Annotated in this window: 14 protein-coding genes; 8 read left to right on the top strand and 6 right to left on the bottom strand. The window is 42.2% G+C overall.

Annotated features, from left to right (window positions below):
* Position 1: 1 nt before the first annotated feature.
* A complete protein-coding gene (locus ABJ384_RS10005) occupies positions 2-1,180 on the bottom strand; it encodes an efflux RND transporter periplasmic adaptor subunit (RefSeq protein WP_349927080.1) in 1,179 nt (392 codons plus the stop codon).
* Positions 1,181-1,198: 18 nt separating this feature from the next.
* Positions 1,199-2,689, bottom strand: a complete 1,491-nt coding sequence (locus ABJ384_RS10000; protein WP_349927077.1) for a TolC family protein — start codon at positions 2,687-2,689, stop codon at positions 1,199-1,201.
* Between the two features lie 351 nt (positions 2,690-3,040).
* Between ABJ384_RS10000 and serC the strand changes: the two genes are divergently transcribed.
* Positions 3,041-4,120 carry a 3-phosphoserine/phosphohydroxythreonine transaminase gene (gene serC, locus ABJ384_RS09995; RefSeq protein WP_349927074.1) on the top strand — a complete coding sequence of 360 codons (1,080 nt, stop codon included), beginning with the start codon at positions 3,041-3,043 and terminating at the stop codon, positions 4,118-4,120.
* Positions 4,121-4,204: 84 nt separating this feature from the next.
* Here the strand turns inward: serC and ABJ384_RS09990 are convergent, their stop codons facing one another.
* A complete protein-coding gene (locus ABJ384_RS09990) occupies positions 4,205-4,345 on the bottom strand; it encodes a hypothetical protein (protein ID WP_349927072.1) in 141 nt (46 codons plus the stop codon).
* Positions 4,346-4,841: 496 nt separating this feature from the next.
* Positions 4,842-5,771: a hypothetical protein gene (locus ABJ384_RS09985; RefSeq protein WP_349927070.1), complete on the bottom strand. Its 930-nt coding sequence runs from the start codon at positions 5,769-5,771 to the stop codon at positions 4,842-4,844.
* A 270-nt stretch (positions 5,772-6,041) separates the two neighbouring features.
* On the opposite strand from ABJ384_RS09985, the gene ABJ384_RS09980 reads away from it, so the two are divergent.
* Complete coding sequence (locus tag ABJ384_RS09980) at positions 6,042-6,512, top strand: YaiI/YqxD family protein (RefSeq protein WP_166167311.1); 471 nt, start codon at positions 6,042-6,044, stop codon at positions 6,510-6,512.
* Between the two features lie 12 nt (positions 6,513-6,524).
* Positions 6,525-7,436: an EamA family transporter gene (locus ABJ384_RS09975; RefSeq protein WP_349927068.1), complete on the top strand. Its 912-nt coding sequence runs from the start codon at positions 6,525-6,527 to the stop codon at positions 7,434-7,436.
* A gap of 4 nt (positions 7,437-7,440) precedes the next feature.
* Here the strand turns inward: ABJ384_RS09975 and ABJ384_RS09970 are convergent, their stop codons facing one another.
* Positions 7,441-8,010, bottom strand: coding sequence for a PilZ domain-containing protein (locus ABJ384_RS09970; protein WP_086196201.1), 570 nt, complete (start codon positions 8,008-8,010; stop codon positions 7,441-7,443).
* A gap of 23 nt (positions 8,011-8,033) precedes the next feature.
* Here ABJ384_RS09970 and ABJ384_RS09965 point away from each other — a divergent pair, with 23 nt between their 5' ends.
* From ABJ384_RS09965 to ABJ384_RS09955, 3 genes are all read left to right on the top strand, one after another.
* Positions 8,034-9,269: a lipoprotein-releasing ABC transporter permease subunit gene (locus ABJ384_RS09965; protein ID WP_349927065.1), complete on the top strand. Its 1,236-nt coding sequence runs from the start codon at positions 8,034-8,036 to the stop codon at positions 9,267-9,269.
* Positions 9,262-9,945: a lipoprotein-releasing ABC transporter ATP-binding protein LolD gene (gene lolD / locus ABJ384_RS09960; RefSeq protein ID WP_086196199.1), complete on the top strand. Its 684-nt coding sequence runs from the start codon at positions 9,262-9,264 to the stop codon at positions 9,943-9,945. The genes ABJ384_RS09965 and lolD overlap by 8 nt, the downstream gene beginning before the upstream one ends.
* A gap of 85 nt (positions 9,946-10,030) precedes the next feature.
* Positions 10,031-12,481, top strand: coding sequence for a DNA internalization-related competence protein ComEC/Rec2 (locus tag ABJ384_RS09955; RefSeq protein WP_349927063.1), 2,451 nt, complete (start codon positions 10,031-10,033; stop codon positions 12,479-12,481).
* Between the two features lie 7 nt (positions 12,482-12,488).
* Here ABJ384_RS09955 and ABJ384_RS09950 read toward each other — a convergent pair whose 3' ends face one another.
* Positions 12,489-13,472, bottom strand: coding sequence for a lysophospholipid acyltransferase family protein (locus ABJ384_RS09950; protein WP_349927061.1), 984 nt, complete (start codon positions 13,470-13,472; stop codon positions 12,489-12,491).
* Positions 13,473-13,603: 131 nt separating this feature from the next.
* Here ABJ384_RS09950 and sppA point away from each other — a divergent pair, with 131 nt between their 5' ends.
* Positions 13,604-14,629: a signal peptide peptidase SppA gene (sppA, locus tag ABJ384_RS09945; protein WP_166167299.1), complete on the top strand. Its 1,026-nt coding sequence runs from the start codon at positions 13,604-13,606 to the stop codon at positions 14,627-14,629.
* On the top strand, positions 14,626-15,429 hold the full coding sequence (locus ABJ384_RS09940; RefSeq protein WP_166167297.1) for an alpha/beta hydrolase: 804 nt from the start codon (positions 14,626-14,628) through the stop codon (positions 15,427-15,429). The genes sppA and ABJ384_RS09940 overlap by 4 nt, the downstream gene beginning before the upstream one ends.
* Positions 15,430-15,437: the final 8 nt, after the last annotated feature.

Here is a 15,437-nt window from a genome sequence, read left to right as displayed (position 1 = left end):
ATTAGGACTCTTGCACTTTAAACAGTACGCTCATGCCGACTTTTAAATCCTGAATCGGCTGGGCAGGAGTAAGCTGCATCTTGAAACTGCGAATATCATAGCCCCCGGTTTGGCGCGTGGTTTTAATGGTGGCGAATTCTCCCTCGGCATCAATTTTTTTGATCTTGAACAGAGCTTTCTTGTTTAATGCCGGAATAAAGCCTTCAACCGATTTGGCCTGATAGACCTGTGCATATTGATCTTCACGAATATTCAGGCTGACCCAGAGCTCATCATCCTGAATAATACTGACGACTGGCACGCCCATCGCTACCAGTTCCGACACCTTGCCATAAGTTTTGGAGATGGTGCCATTGATCGGGGAAACCAGCTTGGTTTCAGCTTGCAGTGCATTGGCCTCCGCGACGGCTGCTTTGGCAATTTCCACCTGTGCATCTGCGGAGGATTTCTGTTCTGGCGTGCTGCCACGTTTGGCACGTGCATATTGCTGATAAGCCGCTTCGGTCATTTGTGCGGCAGATTGTGCGGCAGCCTGCATTTCATCGCGGCGCTGGCGTGAAATGACGCCTTCCTTAAACAGGTTGGCACCACGCTGATAGGTGGTTTGGGCCAATTCTTGCTGGGCTTTCATTGCCTGCCAGTTGGCATATAGACTGTCGATATTTTCCTGTTGTGAACCGCGATTAGCTGTCGATTGCAAGGCTAAAGCAGATTGCAGGCTGGCCAGCGCCTGCTGCTTTTTAGCTTCAACTTCCGGACTAAACAAGCGGACCAGTGACTGACCTTTAAGCACTTTTTGTCCATCGTGAATATATATTTCTTCAATGCGGCTTGGTACTTTGCTACTAACATGTATGGTTTCAGCTTCAACCCGCCCTTGTAGCTCCACTTCCTTGGGCTGATAACTTTTCCATAACCCAAAGCCAATGAGGCCTAGAAGCAAGATCAGTATGATGATGCCAACCATTTTAATGGTAGCTGAAGATTTTGAACCTGTCTTTTCAGTGGCCGGCGCTTGTGCTTGTTCTGAATAACTGAAAAATCCATCATCTGTCTTGCTGTGCTGTTCAGAGGCCGTTTGAGTGTCTTGTTGATGGCTTGGAGCTGAAATAGGGGTAGAAGTTCCTTTTGATGAGGTATTTTCTACATCTTGATCAGGCCTGTTTTGATCTTGAGTCATGGTGTTCCCCATCAAAAATTAACGAATATAACTGGTATTGCTTTGACTGACATAGTTTTGAAACTGTTCAATCGAGCCGTGGCTTTGCAGCAAAGTGGCCAGGGACATGACATATTTATAAGCATTCAGTGCCATCTCGCTTTTTAAAGCATTCAGGCTATTTTGTGCATCAATCACCTGTGTGGCCGTTCCCATATCTTCTTTCAAAGATAAAGTTTGAATACGCAGATTTTCCTGGGCAGCCTGAACATTCTGTTGCAGTAGTTGATGACTTTGCTGGGCTGAGGTCATTTCATTGTAAGAGCTATAAATAATGTTTTCGACTTCCTGCTTGGTGCGTTCGGTCATCAGTTCAGAAGCATAACGTTGCAATTCTGCGGCCTGAACATTTTTGTTGTTATTCACGCCTGAAAACAAGTTATAACGGGCCGCCACACCGACAATCCAGTTTTGCTTTTCATCCAGACTATATTCGCCAAAGGCGAACAAATTAGGTTTTTTCGCAGCACTTTGTACCTTGACGTTGGCATTGGCCAGCTGAGTGTCCATCTGCATTTTCTGGATCAGCGCAGATTGCTCCGGATAGCTTTTTAACAGCGCATTCAGGTTTTGATTTTGGCTAGAATTAACAAATAGGGGCGTGCTCAGTTCGGTAATCTGGCTGCGCTGTAACAGGTTATTAAGCTGAAACAGACTGGATCTGAAATTGGCCGTTGCATTTTGCACATTACGCTCGGCATTATTCTTTGCCACTTCAAACTGCATACGTTGCCCTTTGCTGATAAAACCCTGATGTTCCAGCTTTAAGGCATTGCTGTAGTGGGTCTGCATGGCGTTGAAATTGGACTGACTCGAGGCTAAAAGCTGCTTTTGCAGTTGGGCATTAAAATAGGCCTGAATTAGTTCAAAGCGTTGTACATCTTGCTGTTGTTTGGTATTCAATTGACTACGTTGTGCCCTGAGATGAGCTATTTCCTTGGTGCTGGAGGTCAGACCGCCGGTATATAAAGGCATTAACATTGAAACGGTAGGGCGGATCACTTGATCTTCCAGAATCACGTTGGCCGAGTCAGGGAATAGCCCAATACCGCTATGAATGGTTTGATTCAGACCTTGCTTTAAAGGATCAGAAATAGTGGATGGAAGGTTTTCTTGATTAATACGATCGTTGATGCCTTGAGAAAGTGTCTGTTCCAGATTGTTTTTAAAAGAATCAAGCGGAAGGTCGACTTCATTATGGAAAGCATAGGCACGCACATTTAAATCGACCCGGGGCAGACCTAAACCCTTGATCGCTTCAGCTTGTAATTGTGCAGATTGTTGCAAAGCCTGATTGGCCTGTGTGCTATAGGAATCCTTTAAAATCGACTGTTCAGCCTGTGCATAACTGATGCTTTCGGCAAAGGCTGGGCAAGCAAAAAGCAGACTAGCCGTATAAAGGCCAACACGAAAATTTTGTTGTATGAGGAGTGCAATTTTTTTAGGTTGTGCATGTAAACGCAATAACATCACTCAGACTCTCAATTTCTTTGTAACAATTATATGGCATAGATTTAATTGTATGTCTAATCAATAAGTTGTTGTCTTGTTTAATGTGCATGTGTATAGCAATCACGTGATTAGATCGCTAATGCGAAGATATTACAGCAGAATTTGAAAAGAGAAGTAATAAGATGCAGTTGCACTTTTAAACTACGTCCCAAGTCGTGAAAAAGGAGTTGCTAAAATCAATCTTTATTGAGATTTTAACTTTAAATGTCCGACAGCATTGAAATATTTTCAGGATAATTTACTGCAAGCCACGCCTATCTGTGGTTAAATGCCATCATTTTATTGTGTTTCACTTTGAAAGGAAAAATCATGCGCGCGTACAACTTCTGTGCTGGTCCTGCTGCATTACCTACTGCCGTTTTAGAAAAAGCTCAGGCTGAATTGCTTGATTGGCATGGCAAAGGCCTTTCGATCATGGAAATGAGTCACCGTAGCAGTGACTATGTGGCTGTGGCAGAAAAAGCAGAAGCAGATTTGCGCAAACTGATGAACATTCCCGAGAACTATAAAGTATTGTTCTTACAAGGTGGTGCTTCACTGCAATTCTCTGCTATTCCTTTAAACTTGTTGGGTAAAAACAACAAGGCTGATTATCTTCATACCGGAATCTGGTCAGAAAAAGCGCTGAAAGAAGCAAAACGCTACGGCGACATTAATGTTGTTGAAGCAGGTACCAGTATTAACGGTAAATTGGCTATTTCAGAGCAAAGCAGCTGGAACTTGTCTGACGATGCGGCTTATGTACATTATGCCGATAACGAAACCATTGGTGGCCTTCAGTTTGCGGGTATTCCTGAAACAGATAAACCACTGGTATGTGACTTTTCATCAAGCATTTTATCTGCGCCATTAGATGTATCCAAGTTTGGTTTAATCTACGCAGGTGCGCAAAAGAATATTGGTCCTGCCGGCTTAACTTTAGTCATTATTCGTGATGATTTACTTGATCAGGCCAAACCTGAAATTCCAAGCATTTTAAAATATTCAGATCAGGCGAAAAACGGTTCTATGGTCAACACACCATCTACCTATGCCTGGTACCTGTCTGGCTTGGTGTTCGAGTGGTTACTTGAGAATGGCGGAGTCGATGCCATGCATCAGGTCAACCTTGAAAAAGCCAAATTATTGTATGGTTATATCGATGCCAGTGATTTCTATGCCAACCCGATTGCAGAAGCAAACCGTTCAATCATGAATGTACCATTTACCTTGGCAAAAGCTGAGCTTGAGAAGCAATTTTTGAAAGAAGCTGAAGCGAATCATCTGCTTAACCTGGCAGGTCACCGTTCAGTGGGTGGTATGCGTGCAAGTATTTACAATGCTGTACCATTAGAAGGCGTACAGGCTCTGGTTAACTTTATGGATGACTTTGCCAAACGCAATGTTTAATTCCTAAAGCTAAAAAAGCCCATCACATGATGGGCTTTTTATTGGCTGAAATAAGCATGGTAAAAATAAGTGGTTAAAATAAGCTTAAAAAATAAAGTGATGCAAAATATAGGCAGACATAAACATGCCCAAGACAAAAAACAGGCATGAAATGCCGTCTAACTGGAAGCGTTTAGTCAGTTGATGGCCAACTGTTTGTATATTTTCTTCTTGCACGATTTTCATGGAAATTCTATTCCGATTTATTTATCGTTAATTTATATGGATAGTTTTTATTTTTAGCATAAAAAATTGATTAAATAAAGTACTAAATAAAAATATGTAATTAAAATATTTATTTCATGTGGCAAAATATTAGATGGCTTGCCAGATTCTTGTCGCTACTGGGGTGTGCTGGATAGCAAGTATAAAAGTAAGAGATAAAAATATAATAGCTGTGCTGTTTATTTAAAATAAAATTTTGAATTTAAAATTGTTGGTAAGTTATTTTAATTTAAATTCAAAACCACCCATATAATGTTGGTTTGTGGATAAATTTTAATCACACTGTAGATAGAGATAATAAAACTTAGACTTCTTTCATAAATTCCTTTTATTTCTCCCAGAGGGAGAAAAATAAAGAGGGGATGAATAATCATGAAAGAAGAGTATTAAAGAAATAAAAAGCAGCACCATAACGTGAGAGAATAATCCTGTTGTGGTGCTGCTATGGTTAGAAGATTTATTTTTTAGCGTAAATATTCACTTGAATCCATAAATTGCCACGAATGAATTGGCCAATTGTAAAGTCTTTATAAGCCGGATTCTTGGTGGCAATACGAATCAGGGTGGCTGCCTGATTTTCATCATGAATTAAGGCAACATCATAAAGCGTATAGTCCTGATCCATAAATGACATCGAGGTTTTTCCGACAATATTGCCCTGGAACCAGGCTTCATCTTCCTGTCCCATGTTTTCGCCATACAGATAGGCCACCATTCTGGAAAAATCGACAGTCACCGGTTCTTTGTCATCTTCCGATTTGGGTTCCCAGGCATCAATCTGTTCTTGCAAATTGGCAGGTGCCACGCCGTTATTGGCAGCCAGAATGTCATTTAATGCACGGTGATGTTTGATGGAGGCCGGATCATCCACCACCAGCTGTTCATGATCTGAAACGGCTTCTAGTTCATAGGCCCAGGCATTGAGCTGCGCAAGATAGGGTTGATCTTTTTCATACTGGTCATGATTGACGCTATACAGCGTGTCAAAGGCATAGACAATGGTATTCGCACCCAGATTCAAGCGCAGTACCGCCTGAGTGTTGGATTTACAGGTGATAATCCGTTCAATGGTGGCATTCACTTTGTAGGGACTTTCAAAACTTGGAAAGGCAGTTTTGACTGCTTGGGGCTTGTTGTTTTCAACAGCAATGACTTGGGTCATTTGCACGGTTGCCTGTTTAGGTCCTTGAATGAGCCAAGCTGATGCATCCATGTCCGCTTCTTCTTTACATAAACCCATTGGCATCACTGGTGCATCAAGTGCCAGGCCTAACCACTTGGGCACATCGGTACATGGGTGATCTGTAAGCAGATTCCAATGTTCGACATGACTGCCAAAGTTCTGGTCTTCAATGGTGATCAGTTCTGGTCTATTTTGATTTTTCATATTCACAATTGATGTTGGGCTGTATTTATCTATTAAATCGAGGGTTATTGTTAAATTTCAAGTCAAGGGACTAAATTTAACCATTAAAGTCGTTAAAATAAACTCAAACTCCTGTATCTGGATGCGATGAAGCCTGCAAGTGTGCCATGGAAAGCATGACCATGTGAGTTAAATCTAAAAACAGCAAATGAGCTGAATCAATTTAGCCATCCTCCTATCGTATGGAATTTGCTAAACTACAGGCTATTCTTTTTTGACTATGGATGTGGTGTGCTGCCATTTAAACTTTGGGTCGATGCCGATGCATTGCCTAAAATCCTGCGTGATGTAATCATTCGCGCTTCTGACCGTTATCAGCTGGAAGTCACTTTTGTCGCGAATCAAAATGTGGGGATTACCCCGTCAGTACGGATTAATTCCATTCAGGTGATGAGTGGCGCAGATGCTGCAGATAAAGAAATTATCGAGCGCATGAAAGAGCATGATATTGTCATGACCCAAGATATTCCATTGGCTGCTCAAGTGATTGAAAAAGGTGGAATTGCCATTCATCCTCGCGGTGAAATCTATACTACGGCTAATGTAAAAGCACGTCTGCATTTACGTGATTTCATGGATTCATTACGCGGAGCAGGTGTTAATACGGGTGGTCCACCACCAATTTCTGAACGGGACAAGCGCGAATTTTCCAGTTCACTGGATCAAACCATTCAGAAACAGAAACGTAAAACTGCAGTCTAACTTGAGCTCCTCATGCCATCAAAAACCAATATCATGTCCACGTATGCCTTATTGGTATTTATCTGGGCAACCACGCCACTGGCAATTGTCTGGAGTGTTTCGGACTTGCATAGTTTGTGGGCGTTGGCACTGCGCTTTTTTATTGCACTGCCTTTAGCATTGGGCTTGCTGGTCGTTCTTAAAGTCAGATTACCTTTGAATGGAATCTCCCTGCATAGTTATATTGCCGGTGCCTGCAGTTTTATTGGTTCACAAATTTTTACCTATTTAGCCACAGCCTATTTAAGTTCAGGCATTATTGCCTTGATGTTCGGTCTGGCTCCGATTATGACCGGATTGATTGGCCGTTTTGCTTTTAACGTTCATTTGCATCGCTTGCAGTGGCTGGGGATGTGCATTGCAGTATTGGGGCTGGGGATTATCTGTCTGGGTGGCAGTGACCATCACGTTCAGCCAATGGGCATAGGACTGATGTTGTTCAGTGTTTTTGTGTATTGCGCATCGATTTTTTGGGTCAAAAAAGTCAATGCACCGCTAAAACCCATGGCTCAAGCAACGGGATCCATTCTGGTTTCCAGCCTGTTTGCACTGTGCATTTTGCCATTTATCTGGCAGCATGCGCCAGATCATATCCCTAATACCAAGGCATTAATTGGTTTGTTTTATGCGGTGATTATGGCATCACTGTTGGCGATGTTCTGTTATTTCAAACTGGTACAGAACATTAAGGCGACGACCTTATCATTGACTACTGTGCTGACACCCATGTTGGCCATGTTGTTTGGAGCGATGCTGAATAATGAAAAATTATCGGTGATGGTTTTTGTTGGCGCTTTTATTTTATTGTTTGGCCTGTTTGTTTATTTTTATCGTGATCTTAAGGCGAGCCAGAATCTCGCCATCAAGATCAAGTCTAACAGTTAAATCTCTAATCTTTATTTTTGCTGAGGTTGACACACTCGGCAAGTTTTACCCGGTCTTGTGGATGTAATGTAATGAAATAAGCACCAGTACGGAACTTGCCATTATCTTCTGTACGGCTATAGACTACCTGAGCGGTTGCGGCAATATGAAAGAAATTTTCAGGGTGGCTCAAGGTCACATGTACATAAGTGCCTTCCTGAATAGGGTGCTCGCTAAAAAAACTGAAACCGGTTTCGGAAAAATTGACATGTTCCGGGATTGGTAACATGGATTGTACAATTGCATCGTATAAAGAGCCGGTAATAAGGTTTAATTTTTGGTTGAATAAGGATAATATTCTAGCAATTTGTTGATCTTTTTCATTTAATTGTTCTAATTCGTAGTTTACAGCATGATCAAATTGATCTAATTCTGCGAGTAGTAGAAAATAGCGGGGCAGCACAAAGTTAGGATCATAAGGGTCATTAAGTGCGACATCATCAGAGATAATCTGATAATTAATTCGCAAAGCAGCATCGATACGAGACATAACGCGGCGTTCCATATTGCCGCTTTGATGCTGTAAATTTTCCATAATTATTCCTCGGACTAAATGGTATGTTTAAACCAATCTCGCTGTACATCGGGTTGAGATATACTCGTGCACGGCGTAGCAACCACTTTATTTCTTTTATTGCTCTGGTGTCTATGATCGGTCTCACCTTGGGTGTGGCCGTGTTAATTACAGTCTTGTCTGTAATGAATGGCTTTGACCGCGAGCTGAAAAACCGTGTATTGGGAATGATACCTCAAGCTACTGTTTCTTCAACACAAATATTAACAAATTGGCCAGAACTTGCAAAGAAAGTTGAACAGCATGAGCATGTCAAAGGTGTAGCGCCATTTACCCAGTTACAGGGCATGCTGACGGCACAGGGGCAAGTGGCCGGAATTATGGTCACGGGCATCGAACCTGAATACGAAAAGAAAGTGTCAATTATCCAGAATCACATGATTGCGGGGAGTATTGATAGCCTGAAAAAAGGTGAATTTGGCATTGTTTTGGGTAAACAAATGACCGATTCACTGGGCTTGGGATTAAACGATAATATTACTTTAGTGCTGCCTGAGGCTACACCGTCACCTGCAGGGGTAGTGCCTCGTTTCAAGCGTTTCAAGATTGTCGGTATTTTCAGTATTGGGGCAGAAGTGGATTCCATGATGGGCTATATCGCCCTGAATGATGCTTCAACTTTATTGCGTTTGCCGGACGGTGCTCAAGGTGTACGTTTAAAACTGGATGATATTTTCCTTGCCCCAGAAGTGGCGGATGATATTGTCAAAGATCTGCCAAGCAATTTCTATGCATCGAACTGGACCTTTACCCACGGTAATTTGTTTAGTGCAATTCAGATGGAAAAAGCCATGGTCAGCTTGCTACTGTTCCTGATTGTACTGGTGGCAGTATTTAATATTGTGTCCTCACTGGTGATGGTCGTCACCGACAAGAAATCCGACATTGCCATTCTGCGTACTCTGGGAGCTTCACCTGCAACCATTACCCGGATTTTTATGGTACAGGGTACTATTATTGGTGTGATCGGGACTGTTTCCGGTGCCATTCTGGGGATTATCTTCGCTTCAAGTATCAGTGGCTTTATCGGCTGGTTGAATACCGCATTTGGTTTGAACCTGTTTGATGCCTATTTTATTAATTACTTGCCGTCTTATTTGCGTTGGCAAGATGTCGTGGTGATTGTGAGCCTGTCACTTATTTTAAGTTTCCTTGCCACGATTTATCCAGCACTGCGTGCTGCAAAAACCCAACCGGCAGAGGCTTTACGTTATGAGTAATCTTGTCCTCGAAGCGAAAAATATCTCGAAAAGTTTTACCGATGGCAAAACCACAGTTGAAGTGATTAAAAACTTGTCCCTGCAGGTCAAAAAAGGCGAGTTTGTGTCGATTGTCGGTTCCAGTGGTTCCGGTAAAAGTACCTTGTTACATGTGTTGGGGGGGCTGGATTGTCCAACAGAAGGACAGGTGTTTTTAAACGGCAAACGCTTCGATAATTTAGGTGAAGCTGAACGGGGCTATTTACGTAACCAGCATTTAGGTTTTGTCTATCAGTTCCATCATCTGTTGCCTGAATTTACTGCGTTGGAAAATGTCGCCATGCCGCTGATGCTGCGTGCAGGAACGACCTATAAACAGTCTAAAGAACAGGCCGAATACTTGCTCAATCGGGTTGGACTGTCACATCGCATGACGCATAAACCGGGTGAGCTGTCTGGTGGTGAACGTCAGCGTGTAGCCTTGGCACGTGCACTGGTGGCAAAGCCGGAACTGATGCTGGCGGATGAACCGACGGGAAACTTGGACCGTAAAACGGCAGTGAAAATTTTTGAACTGCTCAGTGAATTACGTGATGAGTTCAATATGGCGATGCTGATTGTGACGCATGATGAACAGTTGGCCCAAACTGCCGATTCGATTTTGCACATGCAAGACGGTGTCTGGATTGATGATTAGACACTGATCGACAAATTTAAAAAACAATTGAAGCTCACTGCGGTGGGCTTTAATATTGCCTAAAATAAAAAAAATTATAATCACAATGATTCAAATCATCTGTATCGGCTGGGTGCTGGGTATCGCAATAATGGGAAAAACTCTTCCGATCTTGCAGTCTTTACTCCTTCCGTGTAGCGCTCTTTTCATCCTGACTCTTCTTTTAAAACTGACTGTTTTCAAACAGGCCCATTGCTTAGGATTTAAATTTTTACAGTGCTGTATTGGGCTGAGTCTGGGGATTATACTCGGCTATAGCTATGCGGATCATCAACTGAATGAGCGTTTACAGATTCGAGAGCAGCAGAGTGAACAGGTTGAAGTGATTGTCTATATTAAACACATCAATGAATTAGGCGATCAGACCATCCAGCAAAAAATTCAGGTATTGAATCGCCATACAGCAGTCGTGCAATGGCAGGCATTTTTAAAAAATGAAATGCATTCTGGTTCCAAATCTGTACTTGAGTTAGGTCAATATTACCGTTTGCAGGGACAAATCCTGCCTGCGCATAGCTATGCCACTGAGGGTGCCTTTGATCAGGAGCAATGGTATATCCAGCAAAATATCATGTCTGGATTTAAAGTTTCATCAATACACAAGCTGACAGAACAAGAGGTTTATGCTTTAGGGCATGGACAATACCTAAAACAACAAGCTTCTGTTTCCAGTCAGCTACAACTCTGGGTTGAGCAGCAGCGTTTGGCATTACGCAATTTTATCCATCAGCAGCCCGTGCAGCATAAAGGTTTGATGCTGGCGTTATTGACCGGGGATAAAAGTTTACTGGATACAGAAACCGAGCAACTGTTTCAGCGCTTTGGTATGAGCCATTTACTGGCCATATCGGGTCCACATGTGCTGATTTTTGCTGTACTGCTGTGTTGGGGGCTGCATCAGCTCATTCGTCATGATCGACCACAACTCTATTTGAAATGGCCAAAGCAATATCTGCTGATCTGGCCTTTTTGCGCGAGCGTAGTACTTTACTGTGCATTTGTCGGCTTTGAAATTCCAGCGTTGAGAACGCTGTTGAGCTGCTTGTTGATCAGTGCATTTATCTTATTCAAGCAAAAGGTCCGGCCATTTAATATTTTGCTTTCTAGTGCCTCTATTCTATTAATTTTTGATCCCTTCAGTATTTTATCAGCCGCATTCTGGCTGTCCTATGGCGCATGCTTTGTGTTGCTGCGCATTTACCAGACCGTGCAGCAGCGAAGGGGGATGGATGAGTTAAAAACCAGAACACAATACATCACAATGCAACTCAAACTTTTAATCGAATCGCAGTGGAAAATATTTCTGGCTTTATTTCCACTGATGATGCTGTTTTTTAAACAGATTGCATGGATTACGCCATTGAGCAATTTATTCGCCATTCCATGGATTGGTCTAGTGATTGTTCCCTTAGATGTGATCGCAGCGTTGTGCTATTTCATTGCTGAACCTTTGGGTAGCCTTGTTTTTCAAATCAACGATCTGTGTCTTGCAGCTTTGCTGTGGTTATTGCAACTTTTAGATGGGCTGTTTGCCCCGATATTACAGCCAATTGCGATGACATTTGCCGTGTGGCTAAGTTTATGTCTAGGCTTGATAATCCTGTTTTTACCGCGTGCTGTGTTACCTAAAACCTGGTCCATATTGTGTTTTATTCCTTTAATTGGTCTTGATGCCAGTAAAAATCAATTTGAATTAAATGTATTGGATGTTGGACAAGGACAGGCAATTTTTATTCGGGATCAAGACCAGACCATGATGATTGATACTGGTGGTAATTATAATGAAGCTAAATTTAGTATTGGTAAGCAAATTATTTTGCCCTTTTTATCGGTGAAGGGTGTGGATCAATTGGATCAGCTGATTTTGACACATTTAGATCAGGATCATAGCGGGGCGTATGCATCGATTAAACAGGATTTACCCATTAAGCATGTTTATTCAAATGAGCAAGTTCCCATTCCCGATAGCAGCCAGTTTGATTATTGTCATCAAGGACAGCAATGGTCGTGGAATGATGGGATGAACATAACCGTGTTGTCACCCAAAGCAGAGAATTTGGCAAATGCCAAAACTGATCAAAACGAAATGTCCTGCGTGGTTTATGTACAGGTGAAAAATGCCCAACCCTATCAAAATTTTTTGCTGATGGGAGATGCCGGTTGGCGAACGGAATATCAAATTCTGCAGGATTATCCAGACTTAAAAGTTGATGTGCTGGTTTTGGGGCATCATGGTAGTCGGCACAGTTCGGCCTATGCTTTTTTAAAGCAATTAAAACCGAAAATCGTGATCGCTTCGGCTGGCTTTAACAATCGTTATGGACATCCCAGTCAAATGACGCTGCAGCGTTTACAGCAGCTGGATATTCCTGTATTGAGCACAGTACAGCAGGGCAGCATTCAATTTAGCAGACAGGCCAATGGACAAATGCAATTACATTATGCACGTGAACAAAAGCTATGGTTAAAACGTGCAGCAGTAAAGCTTAAATCATAAGGCCTGATTATATGACCTGATCATTTTCTACTGGAAACATTGTATTTTGGTCTGCAGTCTCAGCACGGACTTTTTCGACCAGTGCTAAGGCCTCTGTTTTATTGAGATAATACAGTCCATCCAATTCAGGATTGGCTTTAAAGCGTTTATAGCTCCAATGGTAATGTTCAGGATAACGACGGATCAGGTTTTCAATGGCTTGAAAAATAATGCCTGTGCCTTGATTGGTATCAACTGAATAAATACGTTCATCAATTGCTTCAAAATGTAGATCGAAGCCCTGATCATCATTACGCAGTGCATACAAAAACAATGTTTTGGCTTTGGTTTTTTGAATCAGTTTGGCACTTAAATTACTGGTGGCCAAAGGCAGTCCAAAATAAGGAATCATTTCACCGCCAACATTGGGTGTATGGTCTGGCAAAATTACCGTTGTTCCACCTTGCTTTAAGGCCTTGAAAATCTGGCGAACTCCGGATTCATCGGTAGGTACCAATGTTGCCTGTTCGCGACTGCGCGCGTTACGCACAAACAGATCGGCCGCCTCATTTTTGACTGGCTTATACATGATGGTCATTTTGGTAAATTGGGCAATATAGGCATTCATGATTTCCCAGGTACCAAAATGTGGAACGATTAAAACTACACCTTTGTTTGCTGCAAGTGCATCTAACAACAGCTGCTTACCATGCACTTTATGAATGCGCGCCAGATTGGTCTCATTGCTTGAACCCCAGATACTGAAAAATTCAAAATAAGAGATCAGCTCATTACGGATGGCTTGAGCCGTAATTTTTTCCCGCTCCGTATCACTCAGTTCAGGCAGTGCAATATTTAAATTCAATTGAATGGTTTCTGACGTTTTGGAAATTTTAAGAGCATTGACCAGACCAGCTAAACCACGCGCTATAAATCGAGAAATTTGAATAGGTTGTCGGCTAATAAATTGCAAAAGACGATAAGTTGTATTCTGGGAGCTTCGATCGGTCATTGTTATATTGTCAATTGCATCAGGAATGGAAAAGATAAATTTATTATAAGGGAAAACAGATAATTTAGACAGATTTAACCCGATCAGTGTATATAATGACTCTAATTTAACTTAACAGTGGATCGTTTTCCATGTCCGATTGGCCACCAAAACCAGAAAATGAAATTCAAAATACACAACATAATTCGCAAAATATAACTGGCAAAGAATGGCATATTTTAGAAAAAGCCGTTTTAGCCTCTGTAGAAGAACAGCGCCGTGCGCGCCGTTGGGGAATCTTTTTTAAATTTCTCACCTTTGCTTATATTCTTTTTATTTTGGTGTTACTGGCTAAAAGCTGCAGTACATCTACGGCAGATCCAACGGCAACCACCAGCTCACATATTGCGGTGGTTGATATTATTGGTACCATTGCTGCAGACAAGCAAAGCGTGAATAGTAACGATACAATCAAAGCACTCAAGAAAGCCTTTGAAAATAAGCAAAGTAAAGCCGTGGTTTTAAATATTAATTCACCTGGTGGCTCACCGGTTCAATCGGATGAAATCTGGCAGGAAATTCAATATTTGAAAAAAGCCCATGCAGACAAAAAACTGTATGCCATTATTGGTGATACTGGTGCTTCAGGTGCATATTATATCGCCTCTGCTGCAGATGAGATCATTGTCAACCCTTCAAGTCTGGTCGGCTCTATTGGTGTGATTATGCCGAACTATGGCGTGAATGGCTTGATGCAGAAATTAGGTGTTGAAGACCGTACTATGACATCTGGTGAGAACAAAGCACTTTTATCAATGACTCAGCCAGTAGATCCTGCGCAAAAGGCTCATGTACAAGGAGTGCTGGATAATGTGCACGACCATTTTATCAATGCCGTAAAACAAGGCCGTGGTAAAAAATTGAAATCGACTGATCCTGCAATCTTCTCAGGTTTGTTCTGGACAGGTGAACAGGCAGTGAAATTGGGCATTGCAGACCGTACTGGCAGTTTAAATAGTTTGAAACGAGAACTGAAACTGGAAAAAGCAGTAAATTATACCATTGAATATAATCCTTTCGATTCAGTACTAGGACGTATGGGGAGTTCAATTGGACAGGGTTTTGCTAGCTCGATTTCACAGCAAGTCCAATCTGAACAAACGACAAAACTGCAATGAAACCAGTAATCCACTTTGCGCACGCCAATGGCGTGCCATCGAAAGTCTATCAAAAACTGTTTGATGGGCTGAAAGATGAATATGACATTATTTATGTGCCTTTACTGGGTCCGGACAAGCGTTATCCCATAGACAATCACTGGCACAGTCTGACCAATCAAGTGATTGACAGTATTGTGCGCCAGGCTAATGGAAGCAAAGTCATTGGCCTTGGTCATTCTTTGGGAGCAGTGCTGACTTTTCAGGCAGCCTTAAAACGTCCTGAACTGTTTGAGCAGGTCATTATGATTGATCCGCCTTTAATTATGGGGAAAGACGCCTTTGCTTTGCACGTGGCCAAAACTTTAAAGCTGAAAGCCGTAGATAAAATGTCGCCGGCTTCTTTGTCCTTACGTCGCAGAGATCATTGGGAAAGTCGTGAACAAGCAGCTGAATTGCTGCGTCCCAAAGGCTTTTATCAACATTTTGATGAAACCTGTTTTCAGGCCTATATCGATCATGCTTTAACGGAAGACAAGGTGCGAGGCGGGGTGGAGTTGACCATTTCCAAAATGGATGAGGTGAATATTTTTAGAACCAATCCATCATTATGGTGGCTGCCACAGCCAAAACCTCAAGTGCCTGTCCAACTGCTGATGGCGGAACAAGGGCCATTTATTGAGCGGGGCTTTCCGCAAATTGCGAAAAAGAAGTTTGATATTGCATATACGGTTGTTCCGGGAAGTCATATGTTTCCGCTGGAAAAACCGCTAGAGACTGTAGAATTGATCAAGCAACTGATTCAACGGCAGCCGGTATAATTACTGCG

This window comes from Acinetobacter sp. A1-4-2 (assembly GCF_040233925.1).
GTDB lineage: Bacteria > Pseudomonadota > Gammaproteobacteria > Pseudomonadales > Moraxellaceae > Acinetobacter.
The sequence above is the reverse complement of the archived record's forward strand: the minus strand, read 5'-3'. Positions and strand labels throughout refer to the sequence as shown.